The following is an 18639-nucleotide window of genomic DNA, read 5'->3' on the forward strand; positions in this document are numbered from 1 at the left end:
GCGCTTACCGGGCCTACAGAATTTGCCCGGCGCGTTACGGCTTTCTCGCCACCGGCACGTCAATACTTTTCAAAATATCGACAAACACCGACGGCTCCTCTTTGTTGAACAAGAGCCACACGCGATGGCGCGCGCGGGTTATCGCCACGTACAGTAAACGCCGCTCCTCTGCATCCGGGAAATCTTCCGGAACAGGTAATAACGCCTCTTCCATCACGGATTCCCGCGCCGGTGCAGGGAAACCGTCGCTCCCCTCTTTTAGCCCCACCACAATCACGTAGTCGGCCTGCTGCCCTTTACTGGCGTGAATGGTCATAAAATCGAGCTGAAGTTTTGGCCAGCGCGTCGCCGCTTTTTCCAGCGCCGTCGGCTTGAGGTGATGATAACGCGCCAGGACCAGAATGCGCTCATCCGGTTTCGCATAGCCGCTCAGTTTATCCAGCAGCGGTTCCAGCTGATCGTCCGCCAGCAGCGTGACGGCCTTTTTATCCCCCGACGTCAGGCTGTTAAGCGGTTTCGACAGCTGGTGCGGGTTCTGCTGAATAAAACGGTTGGCTATTTCGCCAATCCGCGAGTTGAAGCGGTAGGTGGTGTCCAGATCGCTGCGATCGCCTTCCCCAAAATAGTGGTGGAAGGCCGTCGTGAGGGATAGTTGCGCCCCGCTGAAACGGTAGATAGCCTGCCAGTCATCGCCCACGGCAAACAGCGACGTGTGTTTATTCTGCGCCCGCAGCGCCGAAAGCAGCGCAGCGCGCTGCGGCGAGATATCCTGAAACTCATCCACCAGGATGTGTTTCCACGGGCTGACGAAGCGCCCTTTCTCCAGAATGATAATGGCCTGATGGATCAGCCCCGAAAAATCGACCGCGTTTTCGTCTTTCAGCGCGGTTTTCCACGCTTTCAGCATCGGCGCCATCAGCTTAACCCGTTTAGAAAACACAGCGCGGATCGACTCCGGTGCGCTTTCTATCATCTCCGCCTGAGAGCCGCCGTGCATGCGCATCAGGCTTACCCACCGGTCGAGACGAGAGCCCAGCCGGCGCGCCAGCTTTTCATCCTGCCAGAAGCTGCCCTCCGGCACCTCCCAGCTGAGTTCCTCTTCAAGCCACTGACGCCAGCCTTTCGCCTGCGCCTTTTTTTCACTGCACTGCTGACGCCATGCCTTGATAAACAGCGCCTGGCGAGCCTGAGCGTCGTTCTCCAGCTTGCTGACAACAGGAACTTTTTTGCTGCCCTGTTGAATGATGTGTAAAGCGAGGGAGTGGAACGTGCGCGCCGAGATATCCTGGGTATGCAAACGCGCCTGAATGCGCTCATCCATCTCCTGCGCAGCCTTGCGACCAAAGGCCAGCAGCAAAATTTGGTCGGCAACCGCCTCGCCCGTTGCCAGAAGCCAGCCCGCGCGCGCCACCAGCACCGACGTTTTGCCGCTCCCGGCACCTGCCAGCACCAATAAAGACTGCTCGCCATTCACCACGGCGCGCGCCTGGGCAGGATTGAGGGGCGATGACTCCACCGTGCTGAAGAAGTCGGCATATTGCGTAAGCATCGCCTCAGTCCAGGCCTGGTTATGCGCCAGACGGCTTTTCTCGATATCGCTCAGCCAGGCCTGGCACTTCCGCCACGCGTCGCGGCAGTTATCAAATTCCTCAAGCCGCGCCACCGGTAAAGGCAATGCCGTCAGCGCCTGGGCGATTTTTTGCTGAAGCCCGGCGGTTTGCTGGCGCGTCAGCCACTTCTGCTGCGTATTGCTTAGCGCGATATCGTCCAGCACCTGTTGCAGAACCTGTGCGGCAATCACGCTCATCTCCTGGCTCCACTGCTGCCAGCGCGTGTTCAGATGATGGTGGAAGCGTTGGGTTTCCGCCCACTCGGTCCCGTGGAGTCGCACCACTTTGTCTGCCGGCAGGACGAACTCCAGCTCCCCCCATACCAGCCCTCGTTTACAATGAATGGCCAGTAGCTGATTAAACGGAATAAGGTATTCGTGGCGTTCACCGGAGACTTTCACTCCTGCATTGAGCAGGACAATCTTGTCGTAAGGGTGCTGCGCCAGGCGTTTGCCCATTGAAGTTGCTTTCAGTTCCATATCCTGCCGGATCCACGAGGTCATAATTTGTCAGACAGTTTAACTGCCAGTTTTAAGGTGCTCCAGCCCAAAAAAACGTTACAATCACCGGGCGTTAATCATATCGAAGGAAATGAGGGTTTATGCGTACCGTTCTGAATGTGTTGAATTTTGTCCTTGGCGGTTTTGCCACCACCCTTTCCTGGCTTTTTGCCACCCTGGTGAGCATCGTGCTCATCTTCACCCTTCCGCTGACGCGCTCCTGCTGGGAAATCACCAAACTGTCCCTCGTTCCTTATGGAAATGAAGCCGTACACGTGGATGAGCTGGAGCCGGAAAGAAAAAACGCCCTGATGAATACCGGCGGCACGCTGCTGAATATTTTATGGCTGATCTTCTTTGGCTGGTGGTTGTGTCTGATGCATATCTTCGCCGGTATCGCCCAGTGCATCACGATTATAGGCATTCCGGTTGGCATCGCTAATTTCAAAATTGCTACCATCGCCCTGTGGCCGGTAGGACGCCGTGTTGTCCCGGTCGAAGTCGCGCAAGCCGCTCGTGAAGCCAACGCCCGTCGCCGTTTTCAGTAATAAGGACTGGCCGCACTCATGCTAAGCCCCCTGCTTCGTCGCTATACGTGGAACAGTAACTGGCTGTATAACGTCAGGATCTTTATCGCCCTCTGCGGCACCGTCGCTCTGCCGTGGTGGCTAAATGACGTGAAGCTCACCATCCCCCTCACGCTTGGGGTGGTGGCCGGCGCGCTGGCGGATCTCGACGACCGCCTGGCCGGTCGTTTGCGTAATCTGGTCATTACGCTGGTCTGCTTCTTTATTGCTTCCGCCTCCGTTGAGCTGCTTTTCCCCTGGCCCTGGCTGTTTGCCTTAGGGCTGACGGTGTCCACCAGCGGCTTCATTTTGCTCGGCGGCCTCGGGCAACGCTACGCCACTATCGCGTTTGGCGCCCTGCTGATTGCCATTTACACCATGCTGGGCGTCTCTCTTTACGATCAGTGGTATCAGCAACCGGTCCTGCTGCTGTTGGGCGCTATCTGGTATAACCTGCTGACCTTAACCGGACATCTTATTTTTCCGGTTCGTGCCTTACAGGACAACATTGCCCGCAGTTACGAACAGCTGGCCCACTATCTGGAACTGAAATCCCGGCTGTTTGATCCGGATATTGAAGAGGACAGCCAGGCGCCCCTGTACGATCTGGCGCTGGCAAATGGCCAGCTGGTCGCCACGCTGAATCAGACCAAAGCGTCTCTGCTCACCCGTCTGCGCGGCGATCGCGGTCAGCGCGGTACCCGGCGCACACTGCACTACTACTTTGTTGCCCAGGATATTCACGAGCGCGCCAGCTCCTCGCATGTGCAGTACGCTGACCTGCGCGAGAAATTCCGCTACAGCGACGTGATGTTCCGTTTCCAGCGCCTGCTGTCGATGCAGTCTCAGGCCTGCCAGCAACTTGCGCGCTCAATACTGCTGCGCACGCCCTATCAGCACGATCCTCGCTTTGAACGCGCATTCAGTCATCTGGATGCGGCCCTCGATCGCGTTCAGGCCAGTGGGACATCGCCGGAACAGTTCAAAGCCCTGGGATTCTTGCTCAACAACCTGAGAGCCATCGATGCTCAGCTCGCCACCATTGAGTCTGAACAGGCGATGGCAATGCCGGGCAATGACGCCGACAACCAGCTTGCCGACGACAGTCTCAACGGTTTCAGCGATATGTGGCTGCGCCTGAGCCGTCATTTTACGCCGGAATCCGCCCTCTTTCGCCATGCGGTAAGGATGTCGCTGGTTCTGTGCGTCGGCTACGCGTTTATCCAGATAACAGGATTGCACCACGGTTACTGGATCCTGCTGACCAGCCTGTTTGTCTGCCAGCCGAACTATAACGCTACCCGCCATCGGCTCGCGCTGCGTATTGTCGGGACATTAGTCGGGGTCGCCATCGGGCTGCCGGTGCTCTACTTTGTGCCATCCGTAGAAGGGCAACTGATCCTGATTGTGATTACCGGTGTACTGTTTTTCGCCTTCCGCAATGTGCAGTACGCCCACGCCACGATGTTCATCACGCTGCTGGTGCTGCTCTGCTTCAATCTGCTGGGTGAAGGCTTTGAAGTGGCCCTTCCTCGCGTTATCGACACGCTAATCGGCTGCGCCATTGCCTGGGCGGCGGTGAGCTTTATCTGGCCGGACTGGCGTTTTCGTAACTTACCGCGCGTGTCCGACAGAGCGATGAACGCTAACTGCCGCTATCTGGATGCTATTCTTGAGCAATACCATCAGGGTCGCGATAACCGTCTGGCCTATCGGATTGCCCGTCGCGATGCGCATAACACGGACGCAGAGCTGGCTTCCGTTGTCTCGAATATGTCAACTGAGCCGCGCGCCACGGCAGAAATCCGGGAGACAGCCTTCCGCCTGCTGTGTCTGAACCACACGTTCACCAGCTATATCTCTACCCTTGGCGCCCACCGTGAGAAACTGACAAATCCGGGCATCCTGGCGCTGCTGGACGACGCCGTTTGCTACGTTGATGATGCGCTTCATCATCAACCTGCGGATGAGCCACGGGTTCACCAGGCACTGGATGAACTGGTGCAACGTATCGCTCACCTTGATCCTGGCACCGACAACAAAGCTCCGCTGGTCCTACAGCAAATTGGCCTGCTTATCGCTTTGCTGCCGGAAATTTGTCGGCTGCGACAGAAGATCGCTACCTGGCGGAATGATCGCCCTGCGACTCAGGCAGCGCATTAAACCACTCCATAAGCTCCCGGCGAATATCCGCCGGGAGTGCCGCTTCATGTAACCCTTCGATGGCGCCTTCAAGCGCGAACAATACCCGGATACTCAGCGCTTTATTCTTAGAGCGCATTTTCAGCCAGCTCGTCTTCGCCCCCAACTGTCGTAGCGTCTCTTCATTGGTAATGCCCGCCTCCATAAGCAGGACCTCAATCTGAAAGGTCAGGTTCGGCAGATCCTTAAGCCGGTTACGCTGATGGCGCTGGTAGCGCTCTTTCCTGGCGGCATCGAGCGCAAACGAGGAGAGCTGAAGCAGCTTTTCCCTGTTTTGCCACAGACCTTCATCCACACGGTAGTAATTAAGCAGCACTGGCCGTCCTCGTTTCATCAGTGTCAGAAAAGAGGAGGCGTTTTTTTACACAGTATTTTGCACTTTGCTCACAGGCGCGAAGGTACAGCTCGCCGTCAGACACCATCGCGAACACCGCTTCATCCACGGCCAGGGTATAACCGCCAAACAGGGCGCGATGATGAATTTCGCCCAGCGGAGAGAGGTATTCCTGAGATTGATAAATCCGATCATAAGATATCTTTTTCATGATAATTCCATTAAAAATCATACAGTAAACACGATATTTCTTACTAACGGATCCGTTAGCAGGAAAATAGGCAACTTATTGCCGTTGGGCAAGATGATTTTTTCAGGTTCACCAGGAATGGATGAAATTTGCGAGTCGCTTTCCGAAAATGAGGTTGATCTTTATGCACACAGGGGTTACTGTATATCCATACAGTAACTACAGGGCTGGAATGAATATGTACACTTCAGGCTATGCAAATCACTTAACACCTTCCACTTCTGCCGCAGGCAATGCTGCGCAGAATTCTATCGGGCGTGTATCGACAGGGCTTATCAGTGAAGTGGTTTACCGTGAAGACCAGCCGCTGTTAACACAACTCTTACTCCTGCCGCTTTTGCAGCAGCTCGGGCAACAGTCTCGCTGGCAGCTCTGGCTGACGCCACAGCAAAAATTAAGTCGTGAATGGGTTCAGTCGGCTGGCCTGCCGTTAGCGAAGGTGATGCAGATTAATCAACTCTCCCCTTGCGATACGGTCGAGTCGATGGTCCGGGCATTACGTACCGGGAACTATAGCGTCGTGATTGGGTGGTTGCCTGAGGATCTGTCGCAAGAGGAACATTTGCGTCTGACTGAAGCGGCTGAAGAAGGTAACGCGATGGGTTTCATCATGCGGCCGGTTCGTGGAGATTCCTATCGCAGAGGACAACATCCCGGGCTAAAAATTCACTCAAATGTGTACCATTGAGTCATTTTAAGAGTTTTCCTGGAATTTTTTTCGACCGCAGTATGCAAAAAAAGTTCAACGCGCCAAAACTGCGGCAAGGCTTGTCTGACGCGGTTCTCGTTAATTTTACTGCACAAAATTCGTTCAAAAATTGTTAAATATTAGGTATACGGAACTTTTTTTTTCATATGCCTGACGGACTTCACACTTGTAAGTTTTCAGCTACGTTGTAGACTTTACATCGCCAGGGGTGCTCGGCCTAAGCCGAAGATATCGGTAGGTTTATATTTGACCACGCCCCCCGGTGAAGGATTTAACCGTGATTCCTCCGATGGAGATATTCATGGCAAATTTTGGATGATAACGAGGCGCAAAAAATGAAAAAGACAGCTATCGCGATTGCAGTGGCACTGGCTGGCTTCGCTACCGTAGCGCAGGCCGCTCCGAAAGATAATACCTGGTATGCAGGTGGTAAACTGGGCTGGTCTCAGTTCCATGACACCGGTTGGTACAACAGCAGCCTGAACAACGATGGCCCTACTCACGAGAGCCAGCTGGGTGCAGGTGCGTTCGGTGGCTATCAGGTTAACCCGTATGTTGGCTTTGAAATGGGTTACGACTGGTTAGGTCGTATGCCTTACAAAGGCGACAACGTAAATGGCGCTTTCAAAGCTCAAGGCGTACAGCTGACCGCTAAACTGGGTTACCCAGTGACTGACGACCTGGACGTGTACACCCGTCTGGGCGGCATGGTATGGCGTGCAGACTCCAGCAACAGCATCGCTGGTGACGACCACGACACTGGTGTTTCCCCAGTATTCGCTGGTGGCGTTGAGTGGGCAATGACCCGTGACATCGCTACCCGTCTGGAATACCAGTGGGTTAACAACATCGGTGACGGTGCTACCGTTGGCGTTCGTCCAGACAACGGCATGCTGAGCGTTGGTGTTTCTTACCGTTTCGGTCAGCAGGAAGATGCGCCAGTCGTAGCTCCAGCTCCGGCTCCAGCTCCAGAAGTACAGACCAAGCACTTCACTCTGAAGTCTGACGTTCTGTTCAACTTCAACAAAGCTACCCTGAAACCAGAAGGTCAGCAGGCACTTGATCAGCTGTACACCCAGCTGAGCAACCTGGATCCTAAAGACGGTTCTGTAGTGGTTCTGGGCTTCACCGACCGTATCGGTTCTGACGCTTACAACCAGGGTCTGTCTGAGAAACGTGCTCAGTCTGTAGTTGATTACCTGGTATCTAAAGGTATCCCAGCTAACAAGATCTCCCCACGTGGTATGGGCGAATCTAACCCAGTTACCGGTTCTACCTGTGACAACGTGAAACCACGCGCTGCACTGATCGACTGCCTGGCACCAGATCGTCGCGTAGAGATCGAAGTTAAAGGTATCAAAGACGTTGTAACTCAGCCTGCGGCATAAGTTATCGTCTTATAAAAAAACCCCGCGATGCGGGGTTTTTTATTATCTGAAGAAAAGTAAAAAGCTTATTTTTTACCTAACAGTGCCTGTAGATCGTTCTTCAGCGTCGACATCTGGCTGGCATACTTCTCTTTGTGCTCGGCATCTTCAATCAGCTGCACCACCGTTTCCGACAGGGTTTTCCCGCGCCGTTGCGCAAGCCCGGCCAGACGCTGCCAGACCATGAACTCCAGGTCGATGGATTTCTTACGGGTGTGCTGATGCTCGGCATTGAAATGCCGTTTACGACGAGCACGGATAGTTTGCTTCATCCGGTTTAACAGGGCCGGATTAATGTGTTTCTCAATCCAGCCGTTTACCAGTACCGGTTCGTTTTCGAGGGTCAGCAACATATCCACAGCTTCTTGTGCCGCGCTGGCTTCGATGTAGCAGGTGATCAGCTCCCCTTCACGGTGCTTTTTGACCAGGTACTTCCATTTCCAGCCGCTTTCGAGGTTTTCCAGTTGTTGATATTTCATTGCGATCTCAGTGTTACCGTGTAACTCTGTTCAGAATATCAGTTTTTTGGCAATCTGCTGAAAAGAAATCATATCCTGTGAAACGCCGCAGGCGATCCGCATGACGAAAACCCGAATCCTGATTGGGCAGAGTGCGCCGCTTACGGTATACTCCACGGTTTTACTTCTGACTAAAAAACATCAACTTTGACCATTACGAAACTTGCATGGCGTGACCTGGTTCCGGATACCGAGAGCTATCAGGAGCTGTTTGCACAGCCAGACCTCACAAAAGAACACGAATTCATACTTAGCGATACACAACCGCGTTTGCATTACGCGCTGGAACAGATGTCATCCCCATGGGCTACATCTCCTTTCATGCTGCTCAAAGCCCCGGAAGAAGCCGAGTATCTGACGCTTCTCGGTGATGCCATGCGCCAGTTGCATCCAAAAACGAATGCCGTTTTTGGTGGTCAGTATCATATTGCCGGACGTGACGTGACCTTCGAACCTGCCACGCAGGCAGACGGACAATTCGCTGCAAAAGGCGAAGTGATCACCGCCAACTGGGTGGAAGCAGAACAGCTGTTCGGCTGCCTTCGTCAGTTCAATGGCGATGTGTCACTGCAACCCGGTCTGGTACACCGCGCGAACGGTGGTGTGTTGCTCATCTCCCTTCGCACCCTGCTCGCACAGCCTCTGCTGTGGATGCGCCTGAAAACGGTGGTGATGCAGCAACGTTTTGACTGGATAGGCTACGACGATTCACGTCCGCTGCCTGTTTCCATTCCGTCTATGCCGCTGTCGCTGACCGTCGTGCTGACGGGTGACCGTGAATCTCTGGCTGATTTCCAGGAAATGGAGCCAGAACTCGCGGAGCAGGCGGTTTACAGTGAATTTGAAGACAATATTCAGATCGCCGATGCCGATGACATGGCGCAGTGGTGTCAGTGGGTTATGGCCGTGGCGGAACGTTTCGCGCTGCCCTCGCCTGCCGAGGATGCGTGGCCGGGCTTAATCCGCGAGGCCGTACGCTACACTGGCGATCAGGAAACCCTGCCGCTCTGCCCGCTCTGGATCGGTAAACAGCTGCGTGAAGTGGGCGTTATCAGCGGCAACGGTCCGTTTACTGGTGAGCAGCTTAGCCAGATGCTGGCCCAGCGTGAATGGCGTGAAGGTTATCTTGCTGACCGTATGCAGGATGAAATTCTGCTGGAACAGATTCTGGTGGAGACCGAAGGCGAACGTATCGGGCAAATCAACGCCTTGTCCGTCATCGAGTTCCCCGGACACCCGCGCGCCTTTGGCGAGCCTTCCCGTATCAGCTGTGTCGTGCACATTGGTGACGGCGAATTTACCGATATCGAACGCAAGGCCGAACTGGGCGGAAACATTCATGCCAAAGGCATGATGATCATGCAGGCATTCCTGATGTCTGAACTTCAGCTGGAGCAGCAGATCCCCTTCTCTGCCTCGTTGACCTTTGAGCAGTCCTACAGTGAAGTCGACGGCGACAGCGCCTCGATGGCAGAGCTGTGCGCCGTGATCAGCGCGCTTGCAGACGTACCGATTAATCAGAATATTGCGATTACCGGTTCCGTGGATCAGTTTGGTCGTGCTCAACCGGTGGGTGGACTGAATGAGAAAATCGAAGGCTTCTTCGCTATCTGCCAGCAGCGCGGTTTAAACGGCAAACAGGGCGTGATTATTCCGGCGCCTAACGCTCGCCATTTGAGCCTGAGCCAGGCGATTCTGGATGCGGTAGAGCAGGAACAATTCGCCGTCTGGGCCATCGAAGGAGTTGAGGATGCACTACCCTTACTGACAAACCTGGTCTGGGACGGCGAAGGCCAGACAACCCTGATGCAGACCATTCAGGAACGTATAGCTCAGGCGACACAGCAGGATGCTCGTCATCGTTATCCGTGGCCGTTACGCTGGTTAAGTTGGTTTAGTGCTAACTGATCGGACTTGTTCAGCGTACACGTGTTAGCTATCCTGCGTCCTTCACTAAAATAAGGCTTACTGAGAACATGGTAGATAAACGCGAATCCTATACTAAAGAAGACCTTCTTGCCTCTGGTCGCGGTGAACTGTTTGGTGCGAAAGGCCCGCAGTTACCGGCCCCAAATATGCTGATGATGGACCGTGTCGTGAAAATGACCGAAACCGGCGGCAACTTTGATAAGGGTTACGTAGAAGCAGAACTCGATATCAACCCGGACCTGTGGTTCTTCGGTTGCCACTTTATTGGCGATCCGGTAATGCCTGGCTGCCTGGGCCTCGATGCCATGTGGCAGCTGGTTGGCTTCTATCTGGGCTGGCTTGGCGGTGAAGGCAAAGGCCGTGCGCTGGGCGTAGGCGAAGTGAAATTCACCGGTCAGGTTCTGCCTACCGCGAAGAAAGTCACCTACCGTATCCATTTCAAACGCATCGTTAACCGCCGCCTGATTATGGGCCTGGCGGACGGTGAAGTGCTGGTAGATGGTCGTCTTATCTATACCGCGAACGACCTGAAAGTGGGTCTGTTCCAGGATACCTCCGCTTTCTGATAACGGCATTTAGCCCCTTCCAGAAAGGCGAAACCTCCGCATTGCGGAGGTTTCTTTTTAAAGAGACGGTATCAAGCAAGTACTGCCCTGTCTCCGATGGCTTCTCGCCAGCCCCCTAGCCATTGGGACCTTTGATTCAGGGCCTGATAGGGACACATTTCTTTTGAACGTCCGGCGATGCCAGCCTGATAACCACGTTGATGAGCCCTTTCCAGGCGATCTCGTTTCTGTCTCTTCATGCCTCGTTTCCCTCATTCTTTTGTCTGGTGGAAAGAAAACAGTGATTGCAATATGTGCAAGCACAGTTAACGAATACCCCGAATCGGCGTCAGCGTCAACGTTCAAAATTCATACGGGTGTCATATTTGTGAGCTACATGGAAGATCGTTTGTACAAAAAATGTGACGCGGGACAAGTAACAAACTGAACATAAAACGAAAAAAAAGCCGCAATCAGCAAGAAGCTGAGTGCGGCTTTCGTCGATGAATTTTACTTATGGCAGCCGGGAAATCTCTCTTGCGATAGCAGCCGACTCCTGTGCCCACCCCTGCGCAAGCACTTTCACCATTTCGTCATAGCCATCTTTCTGCTGCTTCAGTTCCAGATGGAAAGGACGCTTAATCAACTGGCCCTGATGATTCAAGAGCCACTCCCCGCTGATAACAACCGCACCATCATAGCGGCCATGGAATCCCGTCACGTTAACATTCAGAGTGTCCTGATCGCTTCCCAGAGGCTGCGAGGCGACTACCCAACCAGGAAGCTGGCTGCTCAGATTCGCCACCAGCGTATTGCGTAGCTGCTGATCCAGCGGGCTGGCCCACAGGTTATTGTTGGCGATAACGTACTGCACATCGCTGGTCTGGTAGACCACCCCGTTGCCCGCCAGATAATCTGGCACGGCAACCTGTTCAACCCACAGCAGACGGCTGCCCTGCGAGGTGCTACTCTGCGCACCGGATTGCGCGCTTAACGGCAACTGGTAGTAGCTTTTGTTATCGCTTCCAGAGCTACAGGCCGTTAATACCAGTGCGCCTGCGATGATTAGCCATTTTTTCATTGTTTCGCCCTCTTAGGCTCAGGATCCTTTTTGTCTTTCGCTTCAAACACCAGCGCGTTGCTCTTTTCATTGAGCGTTTTCAGAACGGGCTGTAGCTCGCGTAAAACCTGATCAAGACGTTGCATATCCGCCACCATCTTGTTGTAAGCCGCTGAGCCCGGCTGGAAGCCCTGCATACTGCGATTCAGTTCGCGCAACGTTTTCTGCATATCCTGCGGCAGCTGCTGCATGGACTGGTTGGCAGTGATCTTGTTGATATTATCCAGCGTGGTTTGCAGACGTTGCATCGTCGCCTGGCTCTGATGCAGTGATCCCGTCGCGGCCTCAAGCATTGGATTCAGCGGCAGATTGTTGATCTTATCCAGCGTTTCCATCAGGCGCTGTTGGATCTGCGCCAGGCCACTGCTGACCGTAGGAATAATTTTGTAGCCGCCAAATTCACGGATCCCCGTCATTGGTGGCGCTTTTGGATAGAAGTCCATATCGACATATAACGCCCCTGTGACCAGGTTGCCAGTTTTCAGCGAGCCACGCAGACCGCGATTCATCAGATCGCTGATATGCTCCCCAATATCCTGGTCCTCGCCTATCTGGTTAATCAAACGCTCAGGCTCAATGCGGATCAGCACCGGAATACGATAATCATCATCAAGCATCTGCTTGAGTCCCGGAACAAAGTAAGGCACTTGTCCCACGGTCCCCAGACGGATACCCCGGAACTCAACTGGCGCCCCAGGCTGCAAGCCGCGTACAGAGTCCTTAAAGAACATCAGGTAGTCGATGTGATCGGTATAGAGCGCATCCTGAATGCTTTTTTGATCGTCAAACAGCCTGAAGGCGGTTTTCTCCGCCACCGGTTGTCCCAGATCGATACCTTCCGGCACATCAAAACTGACGCCCCCACCAAACAGCGTGGTGAGTGAACCCATCTCAACGCGCATCCCCGCAGAGGTCAGATCCACCGCGATCCCGCTGTCTTTCCAGAAGCGAACGTTGCTGGTCACCAGGCGGTCATTAGGCGCATTGATAAAAAGCTGATAGCTGATGGTCCGTTTTTGCGGATCGAAGGTGCTTGTTTCAACCGAACCGACGCGATATCCACGGAACAGTACCGGATCGCCCGGCGAGAGCTGGCCCGCTTTTTTGCTGTCCAGAATAACGCGGATCCCTTTTGCATCCGGTGGCGCAAGCGGCGGTGAATCCAGCAGCTGATAGTTTGCTGGCTGGGCGCCTTTGTTGCCGGGCTGGAGTTCGATGTAGGCCCCTGACAATAGCGTTCCTAAGCCGCTGATCCCTTCTCTCCCGACCTGCGGTTTCACTACCCAAAAAACAGAATCTTCATGGAGCAGTTTTTCCATGCCGGCATTCAGGCGGGCCTTGATTTCAACATGGGTTAAATCATCCGTCAGGGTCGCGCTTTCCACGACACCCACATCCACGCTGCGGCTCTTGATGGTGGTTTTTCCGCCCTCAATCCCCTCTGCATTGGTGGTAATTAGCGTGACTTCCGGTCCCTGATGGCTGTAATGATAAAACAGGATCCATGCACCGATCAGCGCGGTCACGATAGGGAAAATCCACACCGGCGACCAGTTTCTGACCTTCTGCACTTTAGCCTCTCCACTCTTATTTTCCATGCTCTTACTCTTCCTCATGGCTTGAATCGGGCTCACGATCCCACGATAAACGAGGGTCGAAGGTCATGGCCGCAAACATGGTCATAATGACGACCAACGCAAACATCAGCGCCCCCATAGCGGGATAAATACTCATCAGCCCCCCCATACGCACCAGCGCTGAGAGAACCGCAATCACGAACACGTCAATCATCGACCAGCGGCCAACAAATTCCACGACCTCATAAATCAGATGCATACGCTCGCTGTCTCGCTTACCGTGCCCTTTTGCATCCCAGCAAAGCCAGGCAATGGCAATCATCTTTAAGGTCGGAACCATAATACTGGCGAGGAATATGACGCCTGCTACAGGGTAAGACCCCTCGCTCCACAGCAAAATCACCCCGGCCAGTATGGTCGAGGGCATTCTGTCGCCGAGCAGATCGGTGATCATGATCGGCAAGATATTGGCGGGCAGATAGAGCATGACAGAGGTCACCAGCAGCGCCATGGTCCATTGCAGGCTATTTTTACGCCGGACGTGACCTTTTGTTTCACAGCGCGGGCACACCTCGACATCCGCGGGCAGCACGGCGGTGCAGCACGAGCAGGAGCGAAGCCCCTGACGGATACCCGGTACGCCCACCTTTACCGTCTGCGAGAGCGTAGGCGCCGGGGCAATATCGTCCCAGGCCCAGCGTCGGTCCACGCACTGGAACGCGCGCAGTTGTAGCACGCAGTACAGACACCACGGAATAAAGCTGCTGCCAATCCCCACATCGCCGTAGGCCATCAGCTTCACGAAGCTAACCAGGATACCCGCGAGAAAAATTTCCGCCATCCCCCAGCTTTTCAACTGGAACAGGATCCGCGCGAGTTTGATTTTAAGGACAGTGGGCATCCTGACGCGGTTGACCAGCAGCAGAATGACGACCAGGCAAAAAGCCGGGACGATCTGCACGAAAAGAAGAAAGAAGGTGCCAAGGCTGGCGTAATCTTCCGAGAACATCACGCCTGGTATTTCCAGTAAATCCACCTGGCTGGTCATCCCGCCCACTTTCATATAGATGAAAGGGAAGAGATTGGAGAGCAGTAACATGAATAAGGCTGCCAGCGCATAAGCCGTAGGACGCTGCCTTGGCGCGTCCCACTCGGTCGTCAGCGTAGCGCCGCAGCGCGGGCAGGCAGCCTTATGTCCGTGACCAAGCTCTGGCAACGCCACGAGCATATCGCATTGCGAGCATAATATATGCCGATCGGCATGGTGCTGGTCACACATAGATTATCCCTGTTTATGCGCCGTTTTTCAGAGACTCAAGGTACTCCCAGCGCTCAAATGCCTCTTCCAGCGCCTGTTCAGCCTGGGAGAGTTCAGCCAATACTTTCTGAGTATAGTCGTGAGGCTGCGTAAAGAATGACGCATCAGCGACCTGGATTTGCAGTGCTTCCAGTGCAGCTTCCAGCTCTTCCAGACGCTGCGGCAGCCCTTCCAGCTCGCGCTGCAAGTTATAACTCATTTTAGCAGGAGACTTTTTGACAGTTTCTGCCTTTGCAACAACAGGTTCAGCGACATTTTTGGTCTTCGCCTGTTTTTGCGCCAGCGACTGCGATTGCTGTCCACGCGCGTCATGATAGCCGCCCACATATTGCCCGATGCGCCCTTTGCCTTCGAAGATCCAGCACTCGGTCACGGTGTTATCGACAAACTGACGATCGTGGCTGACCAGCATTACGGTTCCCTGATAACCATCAATCAACTCTTCCAGCAGTTCCAGCGTTTCGACATCCAGATCGTTAGTCGGTTCATCGAGAATCAATAAGTTACTGGGTTTCAGGAACAGACGCGCCAGCAAAAGACGGTTACGTTCTCCCCCGGACAGCGCGCGCACCGGCGTCATAGCGCGTTTCGGGTGGAACAGGAAGTCCTGAAGGTAGCCCAGCACGTGACGCGGCTTGCCATTAACCATGACCTCCTGTTTACCCTCGGCGAGGTTATCCATCACCGTACGGTCTGGATCCAGCTCGGCGCGGTGCTGGTCGAAGTACGCCACTTCCAGTTTGGTACCGCAGTGGATACGACCGCTGTCGGCCTGGAGCTGACCGAGCATCAGTTTCAGCAGTGTGGTTTTACCGCACCCGTTCGGGCCGATCAGCGCAATTTTGTCGCCGCGCTGAACCTGAGCGGAGAAATCGTTCACCAGCACTTTGCCGTCAACCGAATAATTCACGTTCTCCATTTCGAAGACAATCTTGCCCGAGCGGGACGCCTCTCCCACCTGCATTTTGGCGCTACCCATGACTTCGCGGCGTTCGCTACGTTCGCGGCGCATCGCCTTCAGGGCGCGAACGCGGCCTTCGTTACGGGTACGACGCGCTTTAATGCCCTGACGGATCCATACCTCTTCCTGGGCCAGCTTGCGGTCGAACTCGGCATTTTGCAGCTCTTCCACGCGCAGGTTTTCTTCTTTCTCCAGCAGATAGGTATCGTAATCGCCCGGATAGGTCACCAGCTTGCCGCGATCGAGATCGACAATGCGCGTGGCCATGTTGCGGATGAACGAACGGTCGTGGGAGATGAAGATAATGGTACCGTTAAAGGTTTTCAGGAACCCTTCCAGCCAGTCAATCGCTTCGATATCCAGGTGGTTCGTCGGTTCGTCCAGCAGCAGCACCCTGGGCCCGCTCACCAGGGCACGGCCCAGCGCCGCTTTACGCAGCCAGCCGCCGGAGAGCGCCGACAGCTCCATATCCGCTTCCAGGCCAAGCTGGGCCAGCACTTCGTTAATGCGGTTTTCCAGCTGCCACAGACCGTGGTGATCGAGCATCCCCTGCACTTTTGCCAGCTCGTTGAGATTCTTGTCGCTCGGGTCCGTCATCACCAGATGTGAAATCTCGTGGTAACGCTTGAGGTATTCCGCCTGCTCTGAAATCCCTTCCGCCACAAAATCGTACACGCTGCCGGTGACGTTACGCGGCGGATCCTGTTGCAGACGAGAGACGATCAGATCCTGCTCGTAAACAATACGGCCGTCGTCCAGCCCCTGCTCACGGTTGAGGATCTTCATCAGCGTCGATTTACCTGCGCCGTTACGGCCGACCAGACAGACGCGCTCGTTATCTTCGATATGCAGCTCTGCATTATCGAGAAGCGGTGAGTCGCTGAAAGAGAGCCACGCGCCGTGCATACTAATTAAAGACATTTATTTTTCCTTTCAGACCGCGGAGATCAGCCAGCAGTTGTGGATTTGACGGTTACGGGCAAAGTCCTGAGACAGCGTTTTTTGGCTGATTTCTTGTGCTTTCAGTCCCAGTTCGGCCAGGCCGTCGTGATCCATGCGGAATCCGCGCTTGTTATTCGAGAACATAATGGTGCCGCCTTTACGCAGCAGGCGCTTCAGGTCGGTCATCAGGCGCAGGTGATCGCGTTGAACGTCAAAGCTATCCTCCATACGCTTGGAGTTAGAGAAGGTCGGCGGATCGATAAAGATCAGGTCAAACTGCTCGTCGGTATCGCGCAGCCAGCCCAGCACGTCGGCCTGTAACAGGCGATGCTGACGACCGGTTAAGCCGTTAAGACGCAGGTTGCGCTCAGCCCACTCCAGATAAGTCCGGGACATATCTACCGTGGTGGTGCTACGCGCGCCGCCAAGCCCCGCATGAACGCTGGCGCTGCCGGTATAGGAGAACAGGTTCAGGAAGTCTTTGCCCTTGCTCATCTGGCCCAGCATGCGGCGGGCGATACGGTGATCGAGGAACAGGCCGGTATCAAGATAGTCGGTCAGGTTAACCCACAGGCGCGCGTTATATTCGCCCACTTCGAGGAAGTCGCCCTTCTCGCCCATCTTCTGATACTGATTTTTGCCTTTCTGACGCTCACGGGTTTTCAGCACCAGCTTGTTTGGCGAAATGCCAAGTACGGCAATGGTGGCCGCAATCACATCCAGCATACGCTGACGCGCTTTTTGCGCATCGATGGTTTTCGGCGGGGCGTATTCCTGAACCACCACCCAGTCCGCATAGCGGTCAACCGCCACGTTGTACTCCGGCAGGTCAGCGTCGTACAGGCGATAACATTCGATACCTTCCTGCTTCGCCCACTTCTCAAATTTCTTCAGGTTTTTGCGCAGGCGGTTGGCGTAATCTTCCGCCACACCTGACGGTTTGCTGTCCGCCGCTATCTCTGCCAGATGGTAGTTTTTCTGCACGCAATCCAGCGGGCCGTTTTTCGCCTTGAACTGGCGATCGGCACGCAATTGCAGGCAGCTCAGCAGCTCCGGCGAGGCGCTAAACAGGGAGAGGTTCCAGCCGCCGAAATGCGCTTTCATGTTGCGGCCCAGCAGGCTGTGCAGCGCAATCAGCGCCGGCTCGCTGTCCAGACGCTCACCATACGGTGGGTTGCTGATCACCGTACCGTACGGGCCTTTTGGAAGCGGGTTGGTCAGGTTCGCCACGTCTTTCACCTCGAAGGTGACCAGCTCGCCGATACCGGCACGACGGGCGTTGCTGCGCGCGCGTTCAATCACCCGTGCATCGCTGTCCGAACCGTAAAAGTGAGAGGTGTACTCCGCCAGCCCTTTACGGGCGCGGGTCTGCGCATCGTCTTTGACCTCTTTCCAGATGGCCTCATCGTGCTGCGCCCAGCCTTTGAAGCCCCAGTGGCCGCGATGCAGCCCTGGCGCACGGTCGGTGGCCAGCATCGCGGCTTCAATCAGCAGCGTACCGGAACCGCACATCGGATCGAGCAGCGGCGTACCTGGCTGCCATCCGGAGCGCATCACGATAGCGGCAGCCAGCGTTTCTTTGATCGGCGCCATCCCGGTGCGATCGCGATAGCCGCGCAGATGCAGGCCTGCGCCACTCAGATCCAGGGAAATACTGGCCGTATCGCCGTTCAGCCAGACGTTGATACGCAGATCCGGGTTTTCACGGTCAACGTTCGGACGTTCTTTATTACGACGCGTGAAGCAGTCCACAATGGCATCCTTAACGCGCAGGGCACCGTACTGGCTGTTGCGGATTTCATCGTTGACGCCGTTGAAATGCACCGCAAAGGTGGCGTCCGGGGTGAAGATCTCTGTCCAGTCGATCATCTGTACGCCGGTGTAGAGATCAAGATCGCTGTAGACCTTGCACTCTTTCATCGGCAGCATGATGCGCGACGCCAGACGGCTCCACATCAGGCTCTGGTAAATAAGCCGCGTGTCGCCCTCAAAATGGACACCACCCTGAACCACCCGGCACTCTTTCGCGCCCAGGGCTTCCAGTTCAGTTTTTAACAGCTCTTCCAGCCCACGGGCCGTACTGGCAAACAGAGAATTCATATCGTCACTTTTACTCATAGAAAATTGTCGC

General features: G+C 54.8%; 14 protein-coding genes and 1 pseudogene. 6 read left to right on the top strand and 9 right to left on the bottom strand.

The genetic code is table 11. From position 1 onward, the window contains the following. Positions 1-34: 34 nt before the first annotated feature. Positions 35-2089 (bottom strand): DNA helicase IV, encoded by a 2055-nt coding sequence (helD, locus tag SK54_RS15700; RefSeq protein ID WP_047057584.1) that lies wholly within the window; start codon positions 2087-2089, stop codon positions 35-37. 122 nt (positions 2090-2211) lie between these two features. On the opposite strand from helD, the gene SK54_RS15705 reads away from it, so the two are divergent. Together SK54_RS15705 and yccS are read left to right on the top strand one after the other, a co-directional pair. Continuing rightward, the gene (locus SK54_RS15705) at positions 2212-2658 is read left to right on the top strand and encodes a YccF domain-containing protein (protein WP_003858149.1); all 447 of its coding nucleotides are present in this window, start codon (positions 2212-2214) and stop codon (positions 2656-2658) included. 18 nt (positions 2659-2676) lie between these two features. After that, a complete protein-coding gene (gene yccS / locus SK54_RS15710) occupies positions 2677-4839 on the top strand; it encodes a YccS family putative transporter (RefSeq protein ID WP_048247571.1) in 2163 nt (720 codons plus the stop codon). On the opposite strand, the pseudogene SK54_RS15715 reads toward yccS, so the two are convergent. Then, positions 4796-5423 (bottom strand): annotated as a pseudogene (locus tag SK54_RS15715) (TfoX/Sxy family DNA transformation protein). The gene yccS and the pseudogene SK54_RS15715 sit on opposite strands and share 44 nt — an antisense overlap. A 217-nt stretch (positions 5424-5640) precedes the next feature. On the opposite strand from SK54_RS15715, the gene sulA reads away from it, so the two are divergent. Both sulA and ompA read left to right on the top strand, forming a co-directional pair. Continuing rightward, a complete protein-coding gene (gene sulA, locus SK54_RS15720; protein ID WP_026094322.1) occupies positions 5641-6150 on the top strand; it encodes an SOS-induced cell division inhibitor SulA in 510 nt (169 codons plus the stop codon). A 356-nt stretch (positions 6151-6506) separates the two neighbouring features. Further along, positions 6507-7559, top strand: coding sequence for a porin OmpA (gene ompA / locus SK54_RS15725; RefSeq protein ID WP_017694761.1), 1053 nt, complete (start codon positions 6507-6509; stop codon positions 7557-7559). Positions 7560-7624: 65 nt separating this feature from the next. Here the strand turns inward: ompA and matP are convergent, their stop codons facing one another. Then, complete coding sequence (matP, locus tag SK54_RS15730) at positions 7625-8077, bottom strand: macrodomain Ter protein MatP (RefSeq protein WP_003858158.1); 453 nt, start codon at positions 8075-8077, stop codon at positions 7625-7627. 186 nt (positions 8078-8263) lie between these two features. Between matP and SK54_RS15735 the strand changes: the two genes are divergently transcribed. Together SK54_RS15735 and fabA are read left to right on the top strand one after the other, a co-directional pair. Next, on the top strand, positions 8264-10024 hold the full coding sequence (locus tag SK54_RS15735) for an AAA family ATPase (protein WP_017384808.1): 1761 nt from the start codon (positions 8264-8266) through the stop codon (positions 10022-10024). A gap of 68 nt (positions 10025-10092) precedes the next feature. Beyond that, complete coding sequence (gene fabA / locus SK54_RS15740) at positions 10093-10611, top strand: bifunctional 3-hydroxydecanoyl-ACP dehydratase/trans-2-decenoyl-ACP isomerase (protein WP_000227926.1); 519 nt, start codon at positions 10093-10095, stop codon at positions 10609-10611. Positions 10612-10682: 71 nt separating this feature from the next. Here fabA and rmf read toward each other — a convergent pair whose 3' ends face one another. The 6 genes from rmf to rlmKL all read right to left on the bottom strand — a co-directional run bounded on the left by rmf (position 10683) and on the right by rlmKL (position 18608). After that, positions 10683-10850, bottom strand: coding sequence for a ribosome modulation factor (gene rmf, locus SK54_RS15745; protein ID WP_003858162.1), 168 nt, complete (start codon positions 10848-10850; stop codon positions 10683-10685). Between the two features lie 254 nt (positions 10851-11104). After that, entirely contained in the window at positions 11105-11671 is a 567-nt protein-coding gene (pqiC, locus tag SK54_RS15750) for a membrane integrity-associated transporter subunit PqiC (RefSeq protein WP_017384809.1), read from the bottom strand. Then, positions 11668-13308 (bottom strand): intermembrane transport protein PqiB, encoded by a 1641-nt coding sequence (gene pqiB, locus SK54_RS15755; protein WP_015570901.1) that lies wholly within the window; start codon positions 13306-13308, stop codon positions 11668-11670. The genes pqiC and pqiB overlap by 4 nt, the downstream gene beginning before the upstream one ends. 4 nt (positions 13309-13312) lie before the next feature. Further along, positions 13313-14566 carry a membrane integrity-associated transporter subunit PqiA gene (pqiA, locus tag SK54_RS15760; RefSeq protein WP_017693685.1) on the bottom strand — a complete coding sequence of 418 codons (1254 nt, stop codon included), beginning with the start codon at positions 14564-14566 and terminating at the stop codon, positions 13313-13315. Between the two features lie 13 nt (positions 14567-14579). Beyond that, a complete protein-coding gene (locus SK54_RS15765; protein WP_048247572.1) occupies positions 14580-16487 on the bottom strand; it encodes an ABC transporter ATP-binding protein in 1908 nt (635 codons plus the stop codon). Between the two features lie 12 nt (positions 16488-16499). Further along, positions 16500-18608, bottom strand: a complete 2109-nt coding sequence (rlmKL, locus tag SK54_RS15770) for a bifunctional 23S rRNA (guanine(2069)-N(7))-methyltransferase RlmK/23S rRNA (guanine(2445)-N(2))-methyltransferase RlmL (RefSeq protein ID WP_045897374.1) — start codon at positions 18606-18608, stop codon at positions 16500-16502. Positions 18609-18639: the final 31 nt, after the last annotated feature.

Origin of the sequence: Enterobacter sp. MGH120, from assembly GCF_001037725.1 — a bacterium.
GTDB classification, from domain to species: domain Bacteria; phylum Pseudomonadota; class Gammaproteobacteria; order Enterobacterales; family Enterobacteriaceae; genus Enterobacter; species Enterobacter hormaechei_C.

Coding starts and splice junctions, on each gene's coding strand:
- helD (WP_047057584.1), bottom strand. CDS start 2,089: ATGGAACTGAAAGCAACTTCAATGGGCAAACGCCTGGCGCAGCACCCT.
- SK54_RS15705 (WP_003858149.1), top strand. CDS start 2,212: ATGCGTACCGTTCTGAATGTGTTGAATTTTGTCCTTGGCGGTTTTGCC.
- yccS (WP_048247571.1), top strand. CDS start 2,677: ATGCTAAGCCCCCTGCTTCGTCGCTATACGTGGAACAGTAACTGGCTG.
- sulA (WP_026094322.1), top strand. CDS start 5,641: ATGTACACTTCAGGCTATGCAAATCACTTAACACCTTCCACTTCTGCC.
- ompA (WP_017694761.1), top strand. CDS start 6,507: ATGAAAAAGACAGCTATCGCGATTGCAGTGGCACTGGCTGGCTTCGCT.
- matP (WP_003858158.1), bottom strand. CDS start 8,077: ATGAAATATCAACAACTGGAAAACCTCGAAAGCGGCTGGAAATGGAAG.
- fabA (WP_000227926.1), top strand. CDS start 10,093: ATGGTAGATAAACGCGAATCCTATACTAAAGAAGACCTTCTTGCCTCT.
- rmf (WP_003858162.1), bottom strand. CDS start 10,850: ATGAAGAGACAGAAACGAGATCGCCTGGAAAGGGCTCATCAACGTGGT.
- pqiC (WP_017384809.1), bottom strand. CDS start 11,671: ATGAAAAAATGGCTAATCATCGCAGGCGCACTGGTATTAACGGCCTGT.
- pqiB (WP_015570901.1), bottom strand. CDS start 13,308: ATGGAAAATAAGAGTGGAGAGGCTAAAGTGCAGAAGGTCAGAAACTGG.
- pqiA (WP_017693685.1), bottom strand. CDS start 14,566: ATGTGTGACCAGCACCATGCCGATCGGCATATATTATGCTCGCAATGC.
- SK54_RS15765 (WP_048247572.1), bottom strand. CDS start 16,487: ATGTCTTTAATTAGTATGCACGGCGCGTGGCTCTCTTTCAGCGACTCA.
- rlmKL (WP_045897374.1), bottom strand. CDS start 18,608: ATGAATTCTCTGTTTGCCAGTACGGCCCGTGGGCTGGAAGAGCTGTTA.